At 57.0% G+C, this 25,128-nt stretch carries 21 protein-coding genes; 20 read left to right on the plus strand and 1 reads right to left on the minus strand.

What is annotated here, in order from left to right; genetic code table 11:
* Positions 1-4: 4 nt before the first annotated feature.
* From dapG to pduL, 18 genes are all read left to right on the plus strand, one after another.
* Positions 5-1,225, plus strand: coding sequence for an aspartate kinase (dapG, locus tag CDO73_RS20530; protein WP_088490391.1), 1,221 nt, complete (start codon positions 5-7; stop codon positions 1,223-1,225).
* 79 nt (positions 1,226-1,304) lie between these two features.
* Positions 1,305-2,189 (plus strand): 4-hydroxy-tetrahydrodipicolinate synthase, encoded by an 885-nt coding sequence (gene dapA, locus CDO73_RS20535; protein ID WP_088490392.1) that lies wholly within the window; start codon positions 1,305-1,307, stop codon positions 2,187-2,189.
* A gap of 381 nt (positions 2,190-2,570) precedes the next feature.
* Positions 2,571-4,253, plus strand: a complete 1,683-nt coding sequence (locus CDO73_RS20540) for a ribonuclease J (protein ID WP_088490393.1) — start codon at positions 2,571-2,573, stop codon at positions 4,251-4,253.
* Positions 4,254-4,527: 274 nt separating this feature from the next.
* Positions 4,528-7,293, plus strand: coding sequence for an FtsK/SpoIIIE family DNA translocase (locus tag CDO73_RS20545; protein WP_306437538.1), 2,766 nt, complete (start codon positions 4,528-4,530; stop codon positions 7,291-7,293).
* Positions 7,294-7,531: 238 nt separating this feature from the next.
* The gene (gene yfmF, locus CDO73_RS20550) at positions 7,532-8,818 is read left to right on the plus strand and encodes an EF-P 5-aminopentanol modification-associated protein YfmF (protein WP_088490395.1); all 1,287 of its coding nucleotides are present in this window, start codon (positions 7,532-7,534) and stop codon (positions 8,816-8,818) included.
* Between the two features lie 2 nt (positions 8,819-8,820).
* The gene (gene yfmH, locus CDO73_RS20555) at positions 8,821-10,101 is read left to right on the plus strand and encodes an EF-P 5-aminopentanol modification-associated protein YfmH (protein ID WP_088490396.1); all 1,281 of its coding nucleotides are present in this window, start codon (positions 8,821-8,823) and stop codon (positions 10,099-10,101) included.
* Positions 10,101-10,874, plus strand: coding sequence for an elongation factor P 5-aminopentanone reductase (gene ymfI / locus CDO73_RS20560; protein WP_088490397.1), 774 nt, complete (start codon positions 10,101-10,103; stop codon positions 10,872-10,874). The genes yfmH and ymfI overlap by 1 nt, the downstream gene beginning before the upstream one ends.
* A 178-nt stretch (positions 10,875-11,052) precedes the next feature.
* Positions 11,053-11,820, plus strand: coding sequence for a YmfK family protein (locus CDO73_RS20565; protein WP_088490398.1), 768 nt, complete (start codon positions 11,053-11,055; stop codon positions 11,818-11,820).
* A 61-nt stretch (positions 11,821-11,881) separates the two neighbouring features.
* Positions 11,882-12,955, plus strand: a complete 1,074-nt coding sequence (locus CDO73_RS20570; protein ID WP_088490399.1) for a RodZ domain-containing protein — start codon at positions 11,882-11,884, stop codon at positions 12,953-12,955.
* Between the two features lie 194 nt (positions 12,956-13,149).
* Positions 13,150-13,641, plus strand: coding sequence for a YajQ family cyclic di-GMP-binding protein (locus CDO73_RS20575; RefSeq protein ID WP_088490400.1), 492 nt, complete (start codon positions 13,150-13,152; stop codon positions 13,639-13,641).
* Positions 13,642-13,816: 175 nt separating this feature from the next.
* Positions 13,817-14,404: a CDP-diacylglycerol--glycerol-3-phosphate 3-phosphatidyltransferase gene (gene pgsA / locus CDO73_RS20580; protein WP_088490401.1), complete on the plus strand. Its 588-nt coding sequence runs from the start codon at positions 13,817-13,819 to the stop codon at positions 14,402-14,404.
* 199 nt (positions 14,405-14,603) lie between these two features.
* Positions 14,604-15,869: a competence/damage-inducible protein A gene (locus tag CDO73_RS20585; protein ID WP_088490402.1), complete on the plus strand. Its 1,266-nt coding sequence runs from the start codon at positions 14,604-14,606 to the stop codon at positions 15,867-15,869.
* Between the two features lie 285 nt (positions 15,870-16,154).
* Positions 16,155-17,216 carry a recombinase RecA gene (recA, locus tag CDO73_RS20590; RefSeq protein ID WP_088490403.1) on the plus strand — a complete coding sequence of 354 codons (1,062 nt, stop codon included), beginning with the start codon at positions 16,155-16,157 and terminating at the stop codon, positions 17,214-17,216.
* A 145-nt stretch (positions 17,217-17,361) separates the two neighbouring features.
* Positions 17,362-18,162, plus strand: a complete 801-nt coding sequence (locus tag CDO73_RS20595) for a regulatory protein RecX (RefSeq protein ID WP_088490404.1) — start codon at positions 17,362-17,364, stop codon at positions 18,160-18,162.
* Positions 18,163-18,475: 313 nt separating this feature from the next.
* A complete protein-coding gene (rny, locus tag CDO73_RS20600) occupies positions 18,476-20,020 on the plus strand; it encodes a ribonuclease Y (protein ID WP_088490405.1) in 1,545 nt (514 codons plus the stop codon).
* A 110-nt stretch (positions 20,021-20,130) separates the two neighbouring features.
* Entirely contained in the window at positions 20,131-20,928 is a 798-nt protein-coding gene (locus tag CDO73_RS20605; RefSeq protein ID WP_088490406.1) for a TIGR00282 family metallophosphoesterase, read from the plus strand.
* Positions 20,929-21,087: 159 nt separating this feature from the next.
* On the plus strand, positions 21,088-21,348 hold the full coding sequence (locus CDO73_RS20610; RefSeq protein WP_088490407.1) for a stage V sporulation protein S: 261 nt from the start codon (positions 21,088-21,090) through the stop codon (positions 21,346-21,348).
* Positions 21,349-21,596: 248 nt separating this feature from the next.
* Positions 21,597-22,169 carry a phosphate propanoyltransferase gene (pduL, locus tag CDO73_RS20615; RefSeq protein WP_088490408.1) on the plus strand — a complete coding sequence of 191 codons (573 nt, stop codon included), beginning with the start codon at positions 21,597-21,599 and terminating at the stop codon, positions 22,167-22,169.
* Between the two features lie 78 nt (positions 22,170-22,247).
* Here pduL and CDO73_RS20620 read toward each other — a convergent pair whose 3' ends face one another.
* Positions 22,248-23,318 (minus strand): transglutaminase domain-containing protein, encoded by a 1,071-nt coding sequence (locus CDO73_RS20620; protein WP_088490409.1) that lies wholly within the window; start codon positions 23,316-23,318, stop codon positions 22,248-22,250.
* A gap of 214 nt (positions 23,319-23,532) precedes the next feature.
* Here CDO73_RS20620 and CDO73_RS20625 point away from each other — a divergent pair, with 214 nt between their 5' ends.
* Both CDO73_RS20625 and CDO73_RS20630 read left to right on the plus strand, forming a co-directional pair.
* On the plus strand, positions 23,533-23,958 hold the full coding sequence (locus tag CDO73_RS20625) for a YlbF/YmcA family competence regulator (RefSeq protein WP_088490410.1): 426 nt from the start codon (positions 23,533-23,535) through the stop codon (positions 23,956-23,958).
* An 89-nt stretch (positions 23,959-24,047) separates the two neighbouring features.
* A complete protein-coding gene (locus CDO73_RS20630) occupies positions 24,048-25,115 on the plus strand; it encodes a GNAT family N-acetyltransferase (RefSeq protein WP_179218775.1) in 1,068 nt (355 codons plus the stop codon).
* Positions 25,116-25,128: the final 13 nt, after the last annotated feature.

Here is a 25,128-nt window from a genome sequence, read left to right on the forward strand (position 1 = left end):
GACCATGGCTATTCGGGTTCAAAAATTCGGCGGTACGTCGCTCTCGACGGAAGAAGCGAGAGCGCACGTCGTCCGCCATATCCGGCGCGAGCTGGCTGTCGGTTATCAATTGGTCGTCGTCGTTTCCGCGATGGGACGCACGGGCGATCCGTACGCGACCGACACGCTGCTCGGCTGGGCGGCATCGACAAGCGGCAAGGCTCTGCCTGCCAAAGAAAAAGATTTGTTAATGGGCTGCGGAGAGATCATTTCCGCGGCTACGCTTTGCGGCATTTTGCATCAGGAAGGCATCGATGCGACCGTGCTAACGGGGGCGCAGGCCGGCTTCATGACGGACAGCCATTTCGGCAACGCGCGGATTCTCGAGATGCGTCCCGAGCGCGTGCTGCGCGAATTGCAGGATCACAGCGTCGTCATCGTGACCGGTTTTCAAGGACAGAACGAATACGGCGACCTCACCACGCTCGGAAGAGGCGGAAGCGACACGTCGGCAACGGCGCTGGGCGCCGCTCTTCACGCGGAGATCGTCGATATCTATACGGACGTCAACGGCATCTTGACCGCGGACCCGCGCTTGGTGGAAGACGCCAAGCCGCTCGAAGTGGTCAGCTACACCGAAATTTGCAATATGGCGTACCAAGGAGCGAAGGTCATTCACCCTCGCGCCGTGGAGATCGCCATGCAGGCGCAGATTCCGGTTCGGGTACGTTCGACGTTCTCCGAAGAAGAAGGTACGCTCGTCACGCATCCCGAGAACTTCGCGGACGTGTCCGCGGGCGTCGTGGACCGCTTCGTTACGGGGATCGCGTACGTCAGCAACGTGACGCAGATCACCGTGGAGCAGCCGGACCCGAGCGGTCAGCTGTCGCTGAACGTGTTCAAAGCGATGGCGGAAAACGCGATCAGCGTCGACTTTATCAACGTGACTCCCGTCGGCGCGGTCTACACGGTATTCGATACCGAAGCGGAACGCGCTTTGACGGCGCTCCGCGCGATCGGTTACGAGCCGCGGGCGTTGAACGGCTGCGCCAAAGTCTCGGTCATCGGCGGCGGAATCAACGGCGTGCCGGGCATCATGTCGCATATCGTCGAAGCGCTGACCACGCAGAACGTGCAAATTCTGCAATCGGCCGATTCCAATACGACGATCTGGGTGCTGGTCAAGAAAGAGGACATGGTCAAAGCGCTTAAGGCGCTGCATGCCCGTTTCGAACTGCATCGTTGACGGAAAAGCGGTTGGCGGATCGGCTTCGGCCGGCAAAGATCGCGCGGCCGCGTAAAGCACGAAGAAGGGAAGTGTGAAAATGGATTTCGGAAGACTCATAACCGCCATGGTCACTCCTTTCGACGAGCAGGGAGAAGTGGCGTGGGAGCAGATTCCTCCGCTCATGGACATGTTGATCGATCGGCAGCGAACAGAGTCGATCGTCGTGTTCGGCACGACGGGCGAATCGCCGACCCTGACGGACGAGGAAAAGATCAAGCTGCTGGAAATCGCGGTGAACCATGCCGCCGGGCGCTGCAAGATCATCGCGGGCACCGGAAGCAACGATACGCATCACAGCATCGAGCTGACCCGAGCCGCCGAACAGGCGGGCGCGGACGGCGTGCTGTTGGTCGTGCCGTATTATAACCGGCCGAATCAGGAAGGGTTGTACGCGCATTTTTCCGCGATCGCGCAGGCGACGTCGCTGCCTGTCATGTTGTATAACGTTCCCGGGCGGACGGCGACGAATCTGGACGGCGCGACGACGATTCGTCTGGCGCAGCTGCCGAACGTCGTCGCGGTCAAAGAATGCGCGCCCGCGGATCAAGTGGCCTATATCGCGTCGCGCGCTCCGGAAGGCTTCCTCGTCTATTCCGGCGACGATTCGGCTTCGCTGCCGGCGCTCTCCGTGGGCGCTTACGGCATCGTGAGCGTGGCCAGCCACGTCGTGGGCGCAAGCATGAGCCGGATGCTCGCCGCGCACGCGGCAGGCGATGCCGGGGAAGCGACGCGGATTTATCATTCGCTGCTGCCGGTATTCAAAGGTTTGTTCGCTTGTCCGCATCCGGTTCCGAATCCGGTGGCGGTCAAATACGCGTTGACGCTGCGCGGATACGAAGTCGGCGGAGTCCGTCTTCCGCTCGTCGACGCGACGGACGAAGAGAAAGCGTATATTGCCGAATTCATGGCCGATTTCGACTGAACATCGACCTGCCGAAGCGCCGTTCCCGATCGGGGACGGCGCTTTTTGCCGTGCGGAAAAAGCAGAAAATCAGGACTTCGCGCGCGCTTAAAAGGGGCCGCAAAGGGAATGACAGGGCTTTCGACTTGTATTTTGGGTTTTCGTTCATGTATAATGGACGCAAGTGACTGGGTGCGGGTTATAGAAAAACAACACGAACCATATTTGACGGAGGTTCGTGCATCGGCTTGATCGTAGGGTGTCGAGCGGCTTTTGCGTATAAAAAGCCTTTTTTAAGACACCACGGTGAAAGTCCTTGTTCGAGCTATGCCAAAAACCGGAAAAATAGCAAACGTCCAACTTTTATAGAACAAACATTAAATCCTAGGAGGTTTACTTATCTTGGCAAAGAAAAATAATACTACGGATAAGCTGACGATTTTCGCTCTGGGCGGCGTCGGCGAAATTGGCAAAAACATGTATGTCGTTCAGTACGGCAACGATATCGTCGTCATAGACGCCGGACTGAAATTCCCCGAAGAAGATATGCTGGGCATCGACCTGGTCATCCCGGATATCAGCTACTTGACCGAGAACCGCGACAAAGTCAGAGGCATCATTATCACGCACGGCCACGAAGACCATATCGGCGGCCTGCCTTACGTGATGAAGCATCTGAACGTTCCGCTCTACGCGACCAAGCTTACGCTCGGTCTGATCGAAAATAAACTTCGCGAAGCGAACCTGCTGGGCGAAACCAAACGGATTCTGATCAACGCGGATTCGGAACTGAAGCTGGGCAGCACGCTGACGGCCACGTTCTTCAAAACGAACCACAGTATTCCGGATTCCGTCGGCGTCTGCATCGAAACGCCGGAAGGCAACGTCGTGCATACGGGCGACTTCAAGTTCGACCATACGCCGGTGAACGGTCAATTCGCGGACTTGCAGCGGATGGCCGAGATCGGTCAAAAAGGCGTATTGGCGCTGCTGTCGGACAGCACGAACGCGGAAAAGCCGGGCTTCACGCCTTCTGAACGCAGCGTAGGCGTCGTCTTGGAAGACATCTTCCGCAAAGCCCGCCAGCGCGTGGTCGTGGCGACGTTCGCTTCGAACGTTCACCGGATTCAGCAGGTCGTGAACGCGGCGATCGCCACGGACCGCAAGATCGTCGTCGTCGGCCGCAGCATGGTCAACGTCGTGACGATCGCTTCGGAACTGGGCTACTTGGAAATTCCGGAAGGCATGATCATCGAGCCGGAAGAAATCAACCGCATCGGCGCTGACCGCGTAGCCATTCTGTGCACGGGCAGCCAAGGCGAACCGATGTCGGCGCTCAGCCGCATGGCGCGTTCGACGCACCGCAAAGTGGACATCCTGCCGGGCGACACGGTCATCATCGCGGCGACTCCGGTACCGGGCAACGAAAAATACGTCGGACGCACGATCGACGCTCTGTTCCGTCTCGGCGCGGAAGTCATCTACAGCGGTTCGAACAAAGGCGTTCACGTATCGGGTCACGGCTCGCAGGAAGAGCTCAAACTGATGCTTAACCTGATGACTCCGAAGTTCTTTATTCCGATTCACGGCGAATACCGCATGCTCCGCAAACACGCGCAGCTCGGCGAATCCGTCGGCGTCGAACCGGACAACATCTTCCTGATCGATATCGGCGACACCGTCGAGATTCAGAACGGCGAAGCGCGCAAAGCCGGCAAGGTGCCTTCCGGCAACGTGCTGATCGACGGACTGGGCGTCGGCGACGTCGGCAACATCGTGCTCCGCGATCGCAAGCTGCTGTCTCAAGACGGCATCCTGGTCGTGGTGGTCACGCTGAGCAAGCAGGACGGACGCATCGTATCCGGTCCGGACATCATCTCCCGCGGTTTCGTGTACGTACGCGAATCCGAAGGACTCTTGGACGAAGCGAACCGCGTCGTGACGAGCACGCTTCAGCGTTTGATGAGCGAGAACGTCAACGAATGGGCTTCGCTCAAGTCGGGCGTCAAAGACTCGCTGGGACGTTTCCTGTTCGACCAGACGCGCCGTCGTCCGATGATCCTGCCGATCATCATGGAAGTATAATCGACTTTCGAACAACCCCTCTCCTGCCGGCATATTGGACGGTGCCGCAGGAGAGGTTTTTTTGCGTGTTCGGAAACGGAGCAAGCAGGTTTTGTTCTGCCTTTTGGCGAACTTATGTGCTATTATGGGGAGAGTGCGTTCAAGGCGGGAGGGGTAACGATTGGCTCAGAAAAAAAGTACGGGCACGCGCGCCGCGGGGACTAAAAGCGGAAGTTCTTCCCGTGCGGGAAGCGGCCGAACTTCGTCCAAAAGCAAGAAAAAAAAGCAAAGTTCGCTGGCAAGCGCCCTTAAATACGAAATCTACGGAATCGTGCTGATTACCTTGTCGGTGATCGGGTTGTCCGGGCAGGCGTTCGTCGGGCAACTGCTGTCGGCGGGATTCGGACTGATCCTCGGCAAAGCTTATGCGGTCATCCCGATCTTGGGGGTCTATACGGGATTGTTCCTGATGATCCGCCGTAGCCTGCCGTACGGCTGGAGTCCGCGCAAAAGCGGGTTGATGCTGGCCGCTTTGGCCGGGGTGCTGATGCTGTCGATCGGGGAAGCGCAGAGCCATCCTTCGCTTCAGAAAGGAATGAGCGCGGGCGGAATCTTGTCGGCCGCGCAAAGCGATCTGCACCGTTCTTTGATCGCGCCGGACGGTCCGATGAGCCAAACCACGCCGTTCCTGCGTCCGATCGGAGGCGGGTATTTCGGCGCGCTGCTGCTGTCGCTGCTCTATCTGATGGTCGGACTGACCGGCGCGAAGCTGGCGTCCGCGGTGCTGCTGATCATCGGCATCATGTTGGTGACGCAGATGTCTTACGTGGACCTGATGAGCCTGCTCCGCCGCAGAGCGGGCGAAGCCGCGCGCTCGGCTCGCGAGCGCATGCAGGAGGACCGGAAGTTGGCCGAGCAGCGCAGGCTCGAAGCCGATCGCAGAGCCGAGGAACGGGCGATCGAAAAAGCGGAAGCCGCCGAGCGGAGACGCGCGGCGCTGCCGGAGCCGGCCTCCGGCGAGGACGAGGAAGAGCGGCGCGGATCGAACGCCGCTCTCAAAGGGCGGCGGCGCAAAGCGGCCGCGGAGCCGGAAGAAGAAAGTCCGCCGGCAGCGGACTTTAAAGTCACCGGCGTGTATCGGGTGCCGAGCGAGCTGCGCGATCGGCAATCTGTCGACGGCGCGGAAGCGGACGCCGCGGAAGCGATCGGCACGGCCGCGAACGCGGCAGCCGGGCAAGAGGCTGCCGAGCGGGAGCGCCAAGCGCCGATCATTCGCGATTTCTTCGAGCGCATTCGCTCGGAGAGAGAGCGGGAAGCCGATTCGGGCGCTGCGGCGCTGCCTTCGGTCGATGACGACGGCGACGATTTCGAAGACGCGCTCGAATCGACCGGCGCGGGCTTTGCCGCCGCGGCTGCGGGCGGCTCGGTAAGCGCCGCAGGCGGCGCGGCTTCGCAAGCGGACGGTCTTGCGGCTTCCGAAGCTTCGGCGGGCAGCGGAGCGGAAGCGATCGCCGCCGCGGCATCGCCGGGCGAAGCGGCCATCCTGCCGGAAGGCGATCCGTCTATTCCGGCGGCGGCCGGCGAACTGCTGGAGATCGGCGAAGGCGAGAAGATCAAGCCGCCGCCGAAGCCTTACAAGCTGCCGCCGCTCAAGCTGCTGGCGCCGCCCAAGCCGGACGACAACGCGTCGGCCAATCAGGCCGACTATATGCAGACCGCCCACAAGCTGGAGACCACGCTGGAGAGCTTTGGCGTTCGCGCCCGCGTGCTCGAAGTGGTGCGCGGCCCCGCGGTTACCCGCTACGAGATCCAGCCGGACGTCGGCGTCAAAGTCAGCCGGGTCGTCGGCTTGACCGACGATATCGCGCTGGCGCTGGCCGCCAAAGACATCCGGATGGAAGCGCCGATTCCCGGCAAATCCGCGATCGGCATCGAAGTGCCGAACAACGAAGTCTCCATGGTCACCATGCGCGAAGTCATGGACACCAACGTGTTCGCCGACGCGCCGTCGAAGCTGACCGTCGCGTTTGGCCGGGATATCTCCGGCCAGACCATCGTCGGCAATCTGGCGCGGATGCCCCATTTGCTGGTCGCGGGCGCGACCGGCTCGGGCAAATCGGTGTGCATCAACGGGATCATCGCCAGCATTTTGTACAAAGCCAAACCGGACGAAGTCAAGTTCCTGATGGTCGATCCCAAGATGGTCGAACTGAACGTCTACAACGGCATTCCGCATCTGCTGGCTCCCGTGGTGACCGATCCGAAACGCGCTTCGATGGCGCTCAAGAAGATCGTGGTGGAGATGGAGAAACGGTACGAGCTGTTCTCGAAGTCTTCGACCCGGAATATCGAAGGGTATAACACGCTCATGAAAGACAATCCTTCGGCGATCCTGCCGTATATCGTCGTGATCGTCGACGAGTTGGCCGACTTGATGATGGTCGCCGCCGGCGACGTCGAAGACGCGATCGCGCGTTTGGCGCAGATGGCGCGGGCGGCCGGCATCCATTTGATCATCGCGACCCAGCGGCCGTCCGTCGACGTCATCACGGGCGTGATCAAAGCGAATATCCCGTCGCGGATCGCGTTCGGCGTGTCGTCTCAAGTCGATTCGCGGACCATCCTCGACATGGGCGGAGCCGAAAAGCTGCTCGGACGCGGCGATATGCTGTTCATGCCGATGGGCGCTTCCAAACCCGTACGGGTGCAGGGCGCGTTCCTCAGCGATAACGAAGTCGAAGAGATCGTCGCCTACTGCAGCGGTCAAGCCGAAGCGCAGTACGATACCAGCTTGGTTCCGGAAGTCGACGACAGCGTGTCCGAACCGGAAGAGATCGTCGACGAATTGTACGATCAAGCCGTACAGATCGTGGTCGAAGCCAAGCAGGCGTCCGTATCGCTTCTCCAGCGGCGAATGAGGGTCGGCTACACGCGCGCGGCGCGTCTGGTCGACGCGATGGAAGCGCGCGGCGTCGTCGGCCCTTACGAGGGCAGCAAGCCGCGCGAAGTGCTGATCTCGATCGAGCAGCTTCAAGCGATGCGCGCCGCTTCGGGGTCTTGATTCCGATTCTTGCGGCGCAAAGCTTTTCCGGCGGATCCCGTCGTTCGTATTCGAGGCATCGACGCCTCGGACGAACGGCGGGATTTTTCGGTCTGCTTTTCCGAATGTCCGCTCTTTGCATACCCGCTTGAAGTTGATTCCCGTCTCGGCGGTAGTATAGAATAATCAAGAATGGTTAAAGTGTTAAAAGGAACGCGATAACGAGCGGAATCCGCCGAAAGCTTAAGGAGTGATACTGATGAGCAACCCCCAATTCGAACGGGCAGCCGAAGGTCGGATTCGGATCCATGTTCTGCCGACCAAGCGATTCAAAACGTTTGCCGTGTCGTTGTACGCCGGAGCCCCGCTTGCCGAAGAGACGGTCACGCCGTTCGCGCTGACTCCGTTCGTCCTGCGACGCGGCAACGCCTCGTACCCGGAGACGATTCAATTCCGCGAACGTCTGGAAGAACTGTACGGCGCCGGTTTCGGCTTCGACGTCTATAAGCGGGACGGAAGCCAGATCGTGCAGTTCCGCATGGACACGATCAACGACGCGTTCGTCCGCACGGAAGAATCGCTGCTCGAGAACTCGCTGGCGTTTCTCGGCGAGACCTTGACGCGTCCCGCGCTGGAGAACGGCGTGTTCAAAAGCAAGTTCGTCGACGCCGAGCGCGATAACGTGCGCAAGAAGCTTGACGCGATCATCAACAACAAAGCCCGTTACGCGGGCGCGCGCGCTCTGGAAGAGATGTTCGCGGGCGAAGCGTACCGGCTGAACGCGCTCGGCAAACGCGAAGCGCTGGACGAACTGGACGCTGCGGCTCTGCACGAGTCGTACCGCAAGTGGCTGTCGGAAGCCTCGCTCGATCTGTACGTGGTCGGCGACACGACGCTGGAAGAAGTGCGCGGAATCGTGCATCGGTATTTCGACCTCGCCGGCCCGGGCCACGAACCTTACGTGTATAAAAGAAGTGAAAAAAACGAAGGGGTGGGCAATCCCCGCATCGTCAAAGAAACGATGGACGTCTCCCAAGGCAAGCTGAACATCGGATTCAAGACGTCGATCGATTATGCCGACGACCGTTACGCGGCGGCGCTCGTCTATAACGGCATCCTCGGCGGTTATCCGCACTCCAAGCTGTTCCAGAACGTGCGCGAAAAAGCGAGCCTGGCGTATTACGCTTCGTCGCAATACGAACCGCACAAAGCGTTCGGCACGATTCAGTCGGGCATCGAGATCGGCAATTACGACCGCGCGCTGGAGATCATCCGGCTGCAGCTCGACGCGATGAAAGCCGGCGAGATCACGGAAACGGAACTGAGCCAGACGCAGGCGATGCTCGGCAACGACCTGCGCGAAGTGCGCGATTCGGCGTTCCAGATGATCCACCACGACTTCGGCGGCCGTTTGTCCGGACGCGAACGTTCCGTATCCGAGCTGATCGAACAGGTAGAGAGCATGACGGCGGAACAAGTCGCGGAAGCGGCGCAGGATTTCCGGCTCGATACCATTTACTTTTTGACGGGAAAAGAGGGGGAATGACGATGGAACGCTTGGTCTACGAACATTTGCAGGAAACGCTGTACCACGAAAAATTGGACAACGGCTTGAACGTTTACGTGCTGCCGAAAGAAGGTTTCCAGAAGACGTACGCGACCTTCTCGACCAACTACGGTTCGGTCGACAACCGTTTCCGCGTCGCCGGTCAAGAAGAACACCGGGTACCGGACGGCATCGCCCATTTTCTGGAGCATAAAGTCTTCGAGGAGCCGGAAGGCGACGTGTTCCTCAAATTCTCGACGCAGGGCGCTTCGTCCAACGCGTTCACCAGTTTCGATCAGACCGTGTACTTGTTCTCGGCGACGGAGAAGATCGAAGAGAATTTGGAGACGCTGATCGATTTCGTGCAGAATCCTTATTTCACCGACGAGAACGTGGAAAAAGAAAAAGGGATCATCGGCCAAGAAATTCAGATGTATCAGGATAACCCGGATTGGCGCGTCTATTACGGATTGATCGAGGCGCTGTACAGCGTCCATCCGGTTCATATCGATATCGCGGGCACGATCGAATCGATCAGCGAGATCACCAAAGAGACGCTCTACACCTGCTACAACACGTTCTACCATCCGAGCAACATGCTGCTGTTCGTGGTCGGCGGCGTCGATCCCGAGCAGGTCATCGAACAAGTAAGACGCAACCAAGCCGGGAAAAACTACGGTCCGCAGGCCGAGATCGAAAGATTTTTCGACGCGGAGCCGGAAGAAGTGGCGCAGGAGCGCAAAGAACTCAATCTGCCGGTATCGCTGCCCAAATGCCTGTTCGGCTTCAAAGAAACGGCGCCGGGAATCGACGGACCGGAGTTGGTCAAAATGGATTTGACGACCGAAGTCGTGTTCGATCTTCTGCTCGGAAGCAGCACGCCGCTGTATCAGAAATTGTATGACGAAGCGCTGATCACGGACGGCTTCGGCGGCGACTTCCGCGCGACCCCGCAGTACGCGTTCTCCGTCATCGGCGGCGATACGCGCGATCCGGACCTGCTGATGCAGCGCGTCCGCGAAGAGTCGGAACGCCTGATCGAGAGCGGCTTCGACGCTACGGCTTTCGAACGCGCCCGCAAAAAGAAAATCGGCAATTACCTGCGCATGCTCAATTCGCCGGAAAACATCGCCCACGAGTTTACCCGGTACAAATTCGGCGGCGGCGACCTGTTCGCGGTGCTGGAGATCTTCGAAAACATGACGCTGGAAGAAGTGAACGCGCGGCTGCGCGAGCATGTCCGTTGGGATCGCTGCGCCGCGTCGATCGTGCGGGGCGCGTAATGGCGGACGGCGAGCAAAAAGGACGGCGCAAGCCGTCCGACACCGCCGTGCTGATCACCGGCGCTTCGGGCGGTATCGGCTCCGCCATCGCAGAACGGTTCGCGGCCGACGGCTGCCGGGTGGCGCTGCATTATTCGGCGTCGGCGGAAGCCGTGCGCGCGGCCGCCGACCGCTGCGCGTCGCTCGGAGCGGCTCAGGTGCTGACCGCGCGCGCGAACGTGGGCGATAAAGCCGAGGTGCTGCGTATGCGCGACGAATTGGCCAAAGCCGGTTTCGTGCCGAACGTGCTCGTCAACAATGCCGGCGTGGCGCATTACGGCATGCTTCAGGACGTGACGGAAGAAGAGTGGGACCGCGTCATGAACATCAATCTCAAAGGCACTTTTTTATGCAGTCAAGCTTTTATGGGAGAAATGATCGCTCGCCGCTTCGGACGCATCGTCAATATCTCTTCGGTATGGGGATTGGCTGGCGCTTCGTGCGAAGTCGTCTATTCGGCGGCAAAAGGAGGAATCAACGCCTTTACCAAGGCGCTTGCCAAAGAACTCGCCCTGTCGGGCGTTTCGGTAAATGCGGTGGCTCCCGGAGCCGTACGGACGGCCATGCTCGATTCGCTGTCCGCGGAAGAACTGAACGATCTGGCCGAAGAAATCCCGATGGGACGTCTGGCCGAACCTCGGGAGATCGCGGAGACGGTCCGTTTCTTGTCGCTTCCGGAATCGGCCTACATGACCGGGCAGATCCTGAGTCCCAACGGCGGATGGGTAACGTAAAGCCCGTTCGGGGCCGTCGATCCGGTCGAATGCGAGATATTAGGTTAAGAATCTGTTTCTTGCGTTTAAACGGCATTTTTAATATCATTAGACGAAGATTGAAGTCGAAGCGCGGACCGTGCTCTGCGGCCGGCCGGGAGACTTCAAAATCGCGCGGGATACGGAAGTGAGAGGGATCATGGAAACCAAACAATGGTATATGGAATATCGCATACATAAGAATCGGCCGGGCCTGCTCGGGGACATCGCGTCGATTCTGGGGATGCTGGAAGTCAATATCATCACGATCAACGGCGTCGAAGGGCGGACGCGGGGCATGCTGCTGGAAACGACGGACGACGAGAAAATCCAACTGCTGGGCGCCATGCTCAAAAAAGTCGACAGCGTCACGGTGACGGCCCTGCGTCCTCCGAAGCTGGTCGATATTTTGGCTGTTCGCCACGGCCGCTACATCGAACGCGATTCGGACGATCGCAAGACGTTCCGTTTCACGCGCGACGAACTGGGGCTGCTGGTCGATTTTCTGGGCGAACTGTTCAAACGCGAAGGCAACCAAGTGATCGGGCTGCGAGGAATGCCGCGCGTCGGCAAGACCGAGTCGATCATCGCCGGCAGCGTCTGCGCCATGAAGCACTGGACGTTCGTTTCTTCGACGCTGCTGCGCCAAACGGTCCGCAGCCAGATGTCGGAAGACGAGATGAACCCGAACAACGTCTTTATCATCGACGGAATCGTAAGCACGATCCGCTCCAACGAAAAGCATTACCAACTGCTCAAAGAAATCATGGCGATGCCGTGCACCAAAGTGATCGAACATCCGGATATCTTTATGCGGGAGTCGGAATACGACCACTCCCAGTTCGATATGATCATCGAGCTTCGCAGTACGCCGGACGAAGAAATCATCTACGATACTTTCGCCAACAGCTACACCGACGACATCTAGGAATCTGAGCTTTCCGGCATGATCCGGAAGCTTTCGAATACGACGAGGAGGGATGAACGGAATGTCCGATCTGGGACAGCAACTCAAAGACGCCCGTTTGCAAAAAGGGCTATCGCTCGAAGACGTACAGGAAATGACCAAAATCCGTAAACGCTATTTGGAGGCGATCGAGCAAGGAGACTTCAAGGTTCTTCCCGGAAGTTTCTACGTGCGCGCCTTTATCAAAACTTATGCGGAAGCCGTGGATCTCGACGCGGAGACGCTGCTGCAAAACCATCCGAAAGACGTGCCGGCGGCCGAGCCGGAAAGCGTCATGGAGCCGGTATTGACCAAACGTTCGGCGCGCACTTCCGCTTCGGGCGGAGGCGGCGCGAGAACGGGCGGAGGACGCGGCGAAGGCAGCAAAGGCCTTTCGACGGCGCTGATGTGGACGTTCCCGATCCTGATTCTGATCATCGTGGCGATCGTCTACATCAACAGCACCAAACCGGAATCCGGTACGGCGAATAACAACGAAGAAACCAAAGCCACGACGCAGAAGCCGGCCGATAACGCCACCACCAAACCGGCCGACGACAAGACGACCGACCCGGGAACGACGGGCGGAGGCACGCAAAGCCCGGGAACGACGGAAGAAACCGATCCTGCGACGCCGCCTGCCGACAATGCCGGCGATACGACGGCGACGAACGACGCTCCGGCAGGAACGGACAATACGCAGACGGAAGAAGACCCGAATGCCCAAACAGGCACGGACCCGGCCGCCACGACCGAGGAAACGGGCACGGAAGAAACCGGCTCGACGCCGAACACGAGCGGATCGACCATCGTGACCCCTGCCGGCCAAGAAGGCAAAACGACCGTCTTCAACGCTCAGCCCGCGCAAGGCGGCACCGTCAAAGTGACGATCAACGCCAGCGGCGGCAGCTGGTTGGAAGTCTATCGCGGCAGCACGAGCGGCGAAAAGTTGTATTACAAGATGACCGAAGAAGGCGATTCGTTTACGTATGATCTGGATGCGCAAGGCCTGTACATCAAATCGGGCTATTCGCCGGTAACCGATATCCGGATCGACGGCCAACAGATCAAAGACGGCAAGACGACTTCCCGTTTTAAAATCAACTTGGTGCAATAACGTTTTTGGGCCTTCGAACGCTCCACTCGAAGGCCCAAAAACGTCAGATTCGTTCACGCCCCAAGAACGAATCGTTAAAGCAAATCCAAAACGAATCGTTAAAGCAAATCCCAAACGAATCGTTAAAGCAAATCCCAAACGAATCGTTAAATCGCATCCCTAACACGCATCCCCCTTCAGAAAGGAAGATCACTATGGCTTCTGAAAGCTCGATGGATATCGTATCCAAAATGGATATGCAAGAACTCAAAAACGCGATCGATCAAGCGGAGCGCGAAATCGCCAGCCGATTCGACTTCAAAGACACCAAAACCAGCTTCGATCTGCAAAAAGATTCGCTGACGGTCGTGTCCGACGACGATTACAAACTCGGCGCGGTAATCGATATTCTTCAATCGAAGATGATCAAACGCGGCGTGCCGTTCAAAAACTTGGAGTTCGGCAAAGTCGAAGCGGCTTCGCTGAACACGGTCCGCCAGAAACTCGGACTGAAATCCGGCATCGAATCGGACAGCTCGAAGAAGATCAACACGTTGATCCGCGATTCCAAGCTCAAAGTCAAAAGCCAGATCCAAGGCGATCAAATCCGCGTCACGTCAAAAAGCAAAGACGATCTTCAAGCCGTCATGAAACTGCTGCGCGAAGCGGACCTGCCGATCGAACTGCAATTCACGAATTTCAAATGATGATTCCCGCCTCGAACCCTTCGTTTTCGCCAGGAAAACGAAGGGTTTTTGCGTGTTAGCGAAGCCCGGCAAGAAGCAGGCAAGCGTTTTGACACCAAAAGTTTCGGATATTATACTTGTAAAGTTGAAAAGAGAAATCGGGTACAAAACCCGATCGGAAGGAATGGATAAACCAATGAATCTTCCCAACCGTATCACGATGAGCCGAATCGTGCTGATCCCGATCATGATGGTCTTTCTGCTGGCGGATCTGCCTTTTCTGCCGGAACCGATCGTCTGGCACGGCGTCGAACTGGGCTGGGGCCAGTTGATCGCCTGCATCATCTTCATCATCGCTTCGTGCACCGACGGGATCGACGGCTATATCGCGCGCAGCCGCAACCTCGTGACCAATCTGGGCAAACTGCTGGACCCGCTCGCCGACAAATTGCTCGTATCCGCGGCGTTCATCTCGCTCGTGCAAATGGATAAGCTCGCCGCGTGGATGGCGATCGTGATCATCAGCCGCGAGTTCGCCGTTACCGGCCTGCGCCAGATCGCGCTGCTCGACGGAGCCGTCATGGCCGCCGGAGCCGGAGGCAAGATCAAGACCGTGCTTCAGATCGTGGCGATCGCTCTGCTGCTGCTGAACAACCTGCCGTTCGAGATCTGGAACTTCCCCGCCGATACGATCTTCGTATGGGCAGCCGTGATCGTTACCGTTTATTCCGGAGTCGATTACTTTGTTCGTAACCGTCGATTACTGAAACAGTCGAACGCGTAAGCGCGACTTCGGTAATCGACGAACCGTCATTTGTTGAAATTGTCGAACGCGTAAGCGCGACTTCAACAAATGACGAACCGTCGATTACTGAAACAGTCGAACGCGTAAGCGCGACTTCAGTAATCGACGAACCGTCATTTGCCGAAACAGTCGAACGTCTAATTTCACCTACTCTCAAACCATTGGAGCGTGACGCATCGTGAAAGCCGAAATCATTGCCGTAGGAACCGAACTTTTGCTGGGTCAAATCGTAAACACGAACGCGCAGTATCTCTCGCGAGAGCTGGCGGCGCTCGGGATCGACGTTTATTTTCAAACCGTGGTCGGAGACAACAAAGACCGGCTCAAGCAGGCGATCGAATTGGCGAAAAGCCGGGCCGACGTGCTGGTATTCTCCGGCGGCATCGGACCGACCCAAGACGATCTGACCAAAGACGCGATCGCCGAGGTGCTGGGCCGCGAGCTGCGTACCGACCGGCCGGCGATGGACAAAATCACGGAATTTTTCGCGGACCGCGGCGTTGCCATGACCGAAAACAACAAACGTCAAGCTCTGGTCATCGACGGCTGTACGCCGCTTCCGAATTCGACCGGGCTGGCGGTGGGCGTGGCGATCAGCCAAGAGAACCATCATTACATCGTTCTGCCGGGACCGCCGAGCGAGCTGAAGCCGATGTTCGAGAACGAGGCGAAGCCTTGGCTGCTGCACCAAGTGCTGACGGACGAGATGCCGCTGTACTCGCGTATCCTCAAATTCTCGGGCATCGGCGAATCCGCGCTCGAAGACAAGCTGCTGGATCTGATCGACGCGCAGACGGACCCGACGATCGCGCCTTACGCCAAAGAAGGAGAAGTCGCGATCCGCTTGTCCACCAAAGCCGAGAACGTCGAACAAGCGAACGTTAAACTGACTTCGTTGGAAGTGCAGATCCAGAGCCGCTTGGCCGAATACATGTACGCGAGCGAGGACGTGCCGCTGGAAGAAACGGTCGTCAAGATGATGGGCGATCTCGGCCTGACGGTAAGCGCGGCGGAGAGCTGCACCGGCGGCATGGTCATGCAGAGCCTCACGACGGTTCCCGGCAGCGCGGCCATGCTCAAAGGCGGGATCGTCTGCTACTCCAACGAGATGAAAGAAAAGCTGCTCAACGTGCCTCACGAATATCTCGAAGGGACGGACGCGCCCGGCGCCGTGAGCCCGGAAGTGGCCAAAGTGCTCGCCGAACAGATGCGCATGATCGCCGATTCCGATTTCGGCATATCCGTAACCGGCGTCGCCGGACCGGGATTCTCCGAGCGCAAGCCGGCAGGGCTCGTCTATATCGCGATCGCCGAGCGGGGCGGAGAGACCGAGGTGCACGAACTGCGGATCAAAGGCAACCGCGAGACGATCCGCAGACGTTCGACGAAAACGCTGCTGTACCGCCTCTGGCGTCGTTTGGTACAAGCGGAGAAGAAGGATTGAACATCCAATAAAAGGCAGCAATGCGTTTGACCGGGAACACCGGTTTTGATATAATAGAGGTACGGAAGAACCGCGGCGATACCAGAGATTCGCCTGCGGTTTTTTTGCGGACCGGGGGGCTTTTTCTCTCTGTTTTCGCTTCGAAAACAGGCCGGAAGGAGCGATGCCCGCGTTCGAAAAAAATGCGAATATATGTTCGAAAAACGCTTGGCAAACCCGTCGAAAAGCGGTATGATAGAGGTACGGAATACGAACAATACCAATAAGATAAAGGGTGTGGACATATTGTCAGATCGTCGTGCTGCGCTGGATATGGCGCTTCGCCAAATAGAGAAACAATTCGGAAAAGGTTCCATCATGAAACTCGGAGAATCGACGCATATGAACGTCGAAGTCGTGCCTAGCGGCTCGATCGCGTTGGACGTAGCGCTCGGTACGGGCGGCATGCCGCGCGGCCGGATCGTAGAGATCTACGGACCGGAATCTTCGGGTAAAACGACCGTTGCGCTGCACGCGGTAGCGGAAGTACAAAAAGCGGGCGGACAAGCCGCGTTCATCGACGCCGAGCACGCCCTCGACCCGGCTTATGCCAGCAAACTCGGCGTAAACATCGACGAGCTGCTGCTGTCGCAGCCGGATACGGGCGAACAAGGCCTGGAGATCGCCGAAGCGCTCGTACGCAGCGGCGCGGTAGATATCATCGTTATCGACTCCGTAGCGGCTCTGGTACCTAAAGCGGAAATCGAAGGCGAAATGGGCGACTCCCACGTGGGTCTGCAAGCTCGTCTGATGTCGCAAGCGCTGCGCAAACTGTCGGGCGCGATCAGCAAATCCAAGACTATCGCGATCTTCATCAACCAACTTCGCGAAAAAGTCGGCGTTATGTTCGGGAACCCGGAAACGACTCCGGGCGGACGCGCGCTGAAATTCTATTCGACCGTGCGTCTTGACGTGCGCCGTATCGAATCCATCAAAATGGGTAACGACGTCGTCGGTAACCGTACGCGGATCAAAGTCGTGAAAAACAAAGTCGCGCCTCCGTTCAAACAAGCCGAAGTCGATATCATGTACGGAGAAGGCATTTCCAAAGAAGGCAGCTTGATCGACATGGGTACGGAAATGGACATCGTCGACAAGAGCGGCGCTTGGTACTCTTACTCGGGCGAACGTCTGGGTCAAGGCCGCGAGAACGCCAAACAGTTCCTCAAAGAACACAAAGACATTTCTTTCGCGATCGAAACCAAGATTCGCGAAGCGAGCAATCTGACGACGGCCGTTCCCGCTCCGAGCGAAGCCGACAAGAAGGCGGAAGAACTCGAAGAACAAGAACTGCTGGAACTGGAATAATTATCGGTCGCCGAACCGATTCCATATGTCGAAAAGCCTCGACCGTCAACGGTCGAGGCTTTTTATTTACACACAAGACTTTACGAAAGCCGGCTGCTCTTGCATGTATTTCGTTTCATCAATCCAACAGAAAGAAGGAATCGCTATGCCTTTCGGAAACAAGAATTACGGCGGTTATAGAAACGGCGGTCGCAAAAACTCGAACAAAAACGGAGAAAACGAAGAAACGCGGGAAAGCGCGCGCGAAGAAAAGCTGGCGAATCTTCATGATTTTCCGGAAGACGAACCTCAAGAAGTCACGTTGGTCGAATTGCTCAGACGTCCGCGAAGCTGTTATCGCATCTATTTCGGTCCGCATTACATTACCGTGCACGAGTCGACGATGATCCGGTACGGGATGACCAAAGGCAGTTTTTTCGGCAAAGAAGAAGTTCATGAGATCGTTCGCGACAACGAGCGGCAGATCGCCTATACGCAGGCGCTCAATTATCTGGGATTCCAGGCCCGAACGTCTGGCGAGATCGAGAAAAAGCTGCTCGAAAAAGAAATCGATCCCGAAGCCGCGGCGGAGACGGTTCGCAGGCTCGAAGAAGAGAAGTTGATCGACGATGCTTCTTATGCCCAAGAATGGGCCAAACAGCGCGTGACAGGCCGCAAAAAAGGTAAAGTGCTGGTCAAACAAGAACTGCGGCGCAAAGGCATCGATCAGGAACTGATCGAAGAAGCGCTTGACGCTTTGGGCGACGAAGACGAACTGCGAAGCGCCGAAGAACTTGCGGCCAAAAAGTGGCGCACGACCAAAGGCGAACTCTGGGATCGCAAACGCAAAACGGCCGCTTTTATCATGCGCCGCGGCTTCTCGAGCGATATTGCGCGCAAAGCGCTGGATCGTGTGTTGAGTCAGGAGAACGAAGACGCGGACGAACTCGGAAACGAATTCGATTAAAAGGGCTTTGAACCTTTCGAGCAAATCTGGCAATAGCTTGACAATAACTTTTGACCAAGACTACAATAAATGAGGAACGTTAGCGGGTCATCCTGCCGTTTTCCTTCCAAAAACGTGCGGGCATGCGCTAAGTTCTGCCTAATCGACTCTACCCCGACTGCAAAATCGGGCTTGGCAGCCGGTATTTTTTTCGCCGTCTTGCCTTATGGGAACAGCTTCGGGCTGTGCCATGAATGGACGAATGAGGGTATGAAAACCAAATGGATTTATCCCGAGGAATACCTTGGAGGAATCAACGAGGAGGTGAGCAGAAATGGACAGTTTCTGGGTCGCGATTCTCGTTGGAGTCGTAGCCTTATTCTTAGGGTTCGTGGTCGGATATTTTATTCGCAAATCTCTTGCTGAAGCTAAGATTTCCAGTGCCGAACAAGCCGCCGAACAAATCGTTCAAAACGCGAAAAAAGACGCGGAAGCACTGAAAAAAGAAACGGTTCTGGAAGCTAAGGACGAAGTCCACCGCATCCGGACCGAAGCTGAAAAAGACATTCGTGAACGTCGGAATGAAAATCAACGACTAGAGAGACGATTGTTGCAGAAAGAAGAGTCGCTGGATAAAAAATTGGAATCGCTCGAACGTAAAGAAGAGCAGGTGGCGAACAAAGAGAAACGCATTGAAGAAACCAAACAGCAGATCGAACGCACGCTTGCGGAGCAGTTGGCGGAGTTGGAACGCATCTCCAACCTGACGACCGACGACGCAAGAACGATCATTTTGAGCAGCGTGGAGCAGGAAACGCGCCATGAAGCCGCTCAGATGATGAAAGACATCGAGACGCAAGCCAAAGAAGAAGCGGACCGCAAAGCTCGGGAGATTATCTCGCTCTCGATCCAACGCTGCGCCGCCGATCACGTGGCCGAAACGACCGTGTCTGTCGTGACTCTGCCGAACGAGGAAATGAAGGGCCGAATCATCGGCCGCGAAGGACGGAACATCCGCGCGCTGGAGACGCTGACAGGGATCGACCTGATCATCGACGACACGCCGGAAGCGGTCATCCTGTCGGGCTTCGACCCGATCCGCCGCGAGATCGCCCGCACCGCGCTGGAGAAGCTGGTTGCGGACGGACGCATCCATCCGGCGCGGATCGAAGAAATGGTCGAGAAATCGCGTAAAGAAGTCGACGAACGCATTCGCGAATACGGCGAACAAGCGACGTTCGAAGTCGGCGCGCACGGCCTGCATCCGGATCTGATCAAGATTCTCGGACGCTTGCGTTTCCGTACCAGCTACGGTCAGAACGTGCTGAAGCACTCGATGGAAGTGGCTTACCTGACCGGTCTGATGGCCGGAGAACTGGGACAAGACGTCACGCTGGCAAGACGGGCGGGACTGCTGCACGACATCGGCAAAGCGCTGGATCACGAAGTGGAAGGTTCGCACGTCGAAATCGGCGTCGAATTGGCCAAGAAGTATAAGGAGCATCCGGTCGTCATCAACAGTATCGCTTCTCACCACGGCGATACCGAAGCGACTTCGATTATCGCCATGCTGGTCGGCGCGGCGGACGCTTTGTCCGCGGCAAGACCGGGAGCTCGGCGCGAGACGCTCGAGACGTACATTCGCAGACTCGAAAAGCTGGAAGAGATTTCCGAGTCGTTCGAAGGCGTCGAGAAGTCGTTCGCTATTCAAGCCGGTCGCGAAGTCCGCGTCATGGTACAGCCTGACCGGATCGGCGATACCGAGAGCTTCAAGCTGGCGCGCGATATCACGAAGAAGATCGAAAGCGAACTCGATTATCCGGGACATATCAAGGTCACCGTCATTCGCGAGACGCGAGCGGTCGAATACGCGAAGTAATCTTTTACGGAGCGTTTCGCACGGACAACGAGACAGTAGAGAAACGGCTGCTTTTCCTTCACGGGACGGAGCAGCCGTTTCTTCTTGCTTGCATAGAAAGGGAGACATTCATGAAATTGATTTTTATCGGCGATATCGTCGGAAGCCCGGGCCGCAAAGCGGTCAAAGACACGCTGCCTTACCTGAAGTCCAAATACAATCCTCATGTCATCATCGCCAACGGAGAGAACGCCGCCGCAGGACGAGGGATCACCCATTCGATCGCTCGGCAGTTGTTCGAACAAGGCGTTCACGGCATCACGATGGGCAACCATACTTGGGACAACAAAGAAATCTTCGAATTCATCGATGACGAGCCGCGCATGGTGCGTCCGGCCAACTTCCCTCCGGGAACGCCGGGCCGAGGTTACACGGTAATCAAGGCAGGCGGCAAAGAACTCGCGATCGTTAATTTGCAAGGCCGCACTTTCCTGCCGGCGATCGATTGTCCGTTCCGCGCGGCCGACGAGATCGTGGACGAACTGCGCCGCAAACACAAATGCATTCTGGTCGACTTCCACGCCGAAGCGACTTCCGAGAAGATCGCCATGGGATGGCATCTCGACGGCCGCGCTTCGCTGGTTGTCGGGACGCATACGCATGTGCAGAGCAACGACGACCGGATTCTGCCCGGCGGAACCGCCTACCTGACGGATGCCGGCATGGTCGGTCCCCGGGACGGGATTCTCGGCATGCAGCAAGAAGGGGTGCTCTACCGTTTCAAGACGCAGCTTCCTTCGCGTTTTAACGTCGACGAAGACGGCAAATGGCATTTCCACGGCGTTTATGTCGATATCGACGAAGATACCGGACGCGCCCGCAAGATCGAGAAAATCCGCATGATGGAAGACGAATGGAGAATGGACTAAACTTTTGACGAGCCGCCTCGAAAAAGAAGGATTTTACGGAAGTGCCGCGAATACTATTCAAACAGTTGCGAACTTGCAAACTGCCGGCCGTCATCGCTGCTTCGCCAACACTATGCCGTACTACTGTTTATCACTTCTTCCCAGAGGAGGTACCTGCTCATGGATGTATTAAAAGTTTCTGCCAAGTCCAATCCCAATTCCGTTGCCGGTGCGCTTGCAGGCGTCCTGCGCGAGCAAGGAGCCGCCGAACTACAGGCGATTGGCGCGGGAGCGCTCAACCAAGCGGTTAAAGCAGTGGCGATCGCCCGAGGATTCGTGGCGCCGGGCGGAGTCGATCTCATCTGTATTCCGGCATTCACCGACGTCATTATCGACGGGGAAGAGCGAACGGCGATCAAGTTGATTGTAGAACCCAGATAGTTTGCGTGCAGAGATGCGAATTTAGCGAAAGGGAGCGTTTTGCGCCGAAGGGTGCGGAATCTCCCTTTTTTGCATGCGGTCCCGTTCGGATCATGCGGACGCCGGCCCATGTCAATCGTGTGACTGCTTGCCGAACGCCTTTTTCTTTTGACGAAGAAGGTGTATAATAAAGGTTGCGCGAGTATTTTCAAATACTTGACATCGAACGATAACGATCAGATAGAGAAAAGAAGAGGAGTGACTCGCAAATGAGTAAAATCGTACCTGTCGGCGTGTCCGCACGTCACATCCATCTCTCGCAACAAGACGTAGAAACATTGTTTGGACAAGGATACCAACTGACCGAGATGAAACCTCTGTCGCAGCCCGGACAATTCGCCGCTAACGAAACGGTAGAAGTAACGGGTTCCAAAGGTTCGTTCCCGAAAGTCCGTATTCTGGGACCTGCACGCGCGGCTACCCAACTGGAGATCTCCCAGACCGACTCGTTCGCGCTGGGCGTCAAAGCTCCCGTTCGCGAATCGGGCAACATCGCCGGCACGCCGGGCATCACGATCAAAGGCCCTGCAGGCGAAGTGACGATCGAAGAAGGCGTCATCGTGGCGGCCCGCCATATCCACTTCCATACTTCCGATGCGGAAAAATGGAACATTCAAGACAAACAAATGCTGAAAGTGCGTTTCGGCGGAGACCGCGGCGTCGTGTTCGAAAACGTCGTAGCTCGCGTGTCGGATTCGTTCGCGCTGGATATGCATATCGATACCGATGAAGCCAATGCCGTATTGGCGAAAACCGGCGACACGGCCGAAATCATCGACTAACCCGAAACTCGGATCGCGAATAACAAAAGGGATCTCCCTCATGGGAGATCCCTTTTTTCGTTCAGGCGCCTGCACGTCTCAATAGACGAAAGTGAACATGACCGTCGCGATGCCGTTATCGGCGATCTGGTAGCCGTATTGGTACTGCTGAACGTCGGTATCCGAAAGAGCGCCCATCACTTGTTCGAGTACCGCGTCGGGCGAAGACGAACCGAAATCGTGCATCAGCGTCAAGCTTGTTTGGCTGCCGTTTACCGCGGTCAGCATCTTTTTCTGAAGCAGAGCGGAAGTGGACGTGATTTCTCCGCCGATCGCGGCCAACAAATTGCGCGAAGCCGGACTCGATGCCGCTTTCTTCGCCAACTGGGCGCGGTAATCGATCGCAGCGGCCGGATAATTTTTCTGCTGCCAGGTATGGTCGCGAGCCAGAAGTTTATCCGTTACGAGATAATAATTGTAAGAAATTTCGCCTTTTCGGTCCGGAGTCGGGTCGTCCCAAGTGAGGTCCAGATTGTACCAGTTTCCGCTCAGTTTGACTTTGTTCCAGACATGCAGGTCTCCGCCCGCGTAACCTTCGACGATTTTGGTTTCGATGCCCGCCAGATTCAGCATCCGGTAGCCGAGCAGCGCATATCCCTGACATACGGTCGTGCCTTTCGTCAGTCCGTCGTAGGCGGAATAGCGGGTCAGCGATTCGTCGTAAGCGAATTTTTTCACGACGTAATCATGGATCGCTTTGACTTTGTCTTCTTGGGTCATGCCGGGCTTCAAGATGCTTTTCAGCGTGGCCTTCACTTGAGCCGTCACGTAATCGCTCTGCTGCTTGTTCTCCAAGTAGCTGGCAGAGAACGCCACGCTCGCTTTGCTGCCGAGCGTCTCGGTCGTCATCTCGAATTGATCCACCGTATAACGCGTATAAGGCTCGGCGTTCGCGATGGCGCTGTCGATCAGCGACAACACCCGGGAAGCTTGGCTGCTGCTCATTTTGAGGGTAAAAGAAGTCTTTTTCTGTTCGAGCGCGGTGGTGATCGAGCTGATCACCGAGGCGTCGGACGAGGCGGCCATTGCCGTGCGCGGAGCGATCGGCAGAACGGCGGATGAAGCCAGCAGGTACGCGGCCAGGCTTAAGGCGATGCGTTTTTTCTTCAAAAGTAGTTCCTCCTTGAGATGGGGCGTGCCCGTTTACTCTGTAAGTATACCGCAGAACGAATGGAATGAAGGAGAACGGTATGATATAATTTTTTATCGTACAACCGAAAACATTTCATGAATCGCGCAAAAAAGGCGAAAGACCGAAACGGAAGTCTGCGTCTTACGAGATAAAAGCAGCCAAGTTGGGTAAAAGACAAAGGAGGGGCGCACTATGGATACATCGCATGCAAGAAACGACGCTCCGGCGCGGTGGACTCGGGAAGAGATCCTCGGCAAAACGCGCGAGTTGGCGGGGTTGATCTCGTCCAGCGAGGAAGTGCGGATATTTCAACAAGCCGAACGTCAGATTCAAGGGCATGAACGGATTCAGACCTTGATCTCGACGATCAAGAAGAAGCAAAAAGAGATCGTGGCGTTCGAAGCGATGAAAAACGCCAAAATGGCGGCCGTGATCGAAGCGGAGCTGCGCGAGCTGCAAGAAGAGCTTGACGCGATTCCGATCGTCGGCGATTACCAAGAAGGACAGGTCGAGATCAACGATTTGCTTCAGATGGTGATTTCCGCGATCCATTCGACCGTCTCCGAGAAGATTGCCGTAGAGCGCGGAGCGGATAGCCCGCCTTCTTCCTGCGGCTGAACCGGCGAAAGCCGAAAAGGCGCGGACGATTCTCTCCGCGTCTTTTGGTTATGGAAGAAATCCGTAAGAATGGCGAAGGAGCGGACCGAATGGATAGCGATCGGATCAGCGAACAAGAACCGTTAATCGACGTGACGAACCCGGAAAAGCTGCCGAAGGAATTGTTGAAGCGCGGAGATACGTTAGAATGGCGCGTCGAAGCTTATCTGCACGAAGCCGAATGGCTGCTGATCGAAGACCGTGACGGCGAAGCGGCTGCCGTATTGGGTTGTCTTCGTACCGGCGCGGAAGAAGCCGAGATCGTCAATGCCGCCGTGCGGGAATGGAATGAAGAAGGGAAGGCGCGGCTGCTGCGTTTAGTGTCCGTTTTGCGCGGCAAACTCCAAGATCGCGGCGTGCGGCGTCTGATCGCGTACGCGGGGAATTGGGAAACGGAGCTGCTTGCGGCTTATCAACGGTCCGGATTTCGCATCATCGCGGCGGAATCGGATTATTACGCCGATTGCTGGGCGCAGCAGTCTCGGCCGGGCGAGATGCTTCGGGCCGATCGTTTGATGCTGGAACTGCTCTGGACAGGCCTCGGAAGTTCGCGAGCGGCTTCGGACGCGCGGACGGATTCGGCTCCCGCGCCTGTTATTCGCCGAGTGGAGCTGCGCGACAGCCGGGCGCTGCTGGCGATGAAAAAGCAGCTTGACCGCGAAACCACTTCGATGTTGTTCGAACCGGGAGAACGCAGAATGACCGACGGCGATCAGCTCGAACAGATCCGCGTTCTGCTGCGCAGTCCCAATTCGCTCTTATGGGTCGCGGAGTCGGAAGACCGAATCGTGGGCTATTTGGAAGCGACGGGAGGAAAAGTCCGGCGCAATCAGCATACCGTATACGTCGTCATCGGGATTCTGGAGACGCATACCGGTCACGGATTGGGACGCCGGCTGTTCGATCAGTTGTTCGAATGGGCGACGAGGCGGCAGATCCTGCGCGCGGAATTGACCGTTCAAGCACCGAATCAGCGGGCTTATCGATTGTACCGGTCGGTCGGTTTCAAACTCGAGGGCATTATGCGCGGTGCGCTGATGGTCGAAGGCGAACCGGTCGACCTCTATCAGATGGGCTGCGATATGCGCACGATCGGGCGAAGCAGGGTTGACAAATAATTCGAGTGTGTCA

Origin of the sequence: Saccharibacillus sp. O23 (genome assembly GCF_002205895.1) — a bacterium.
Taxonomy (GTDB): domain Bacteria; phylum Bacillota; class Bacilli; order Paenibacillales; family Paenibacillaceae; genus Saccharibacillus.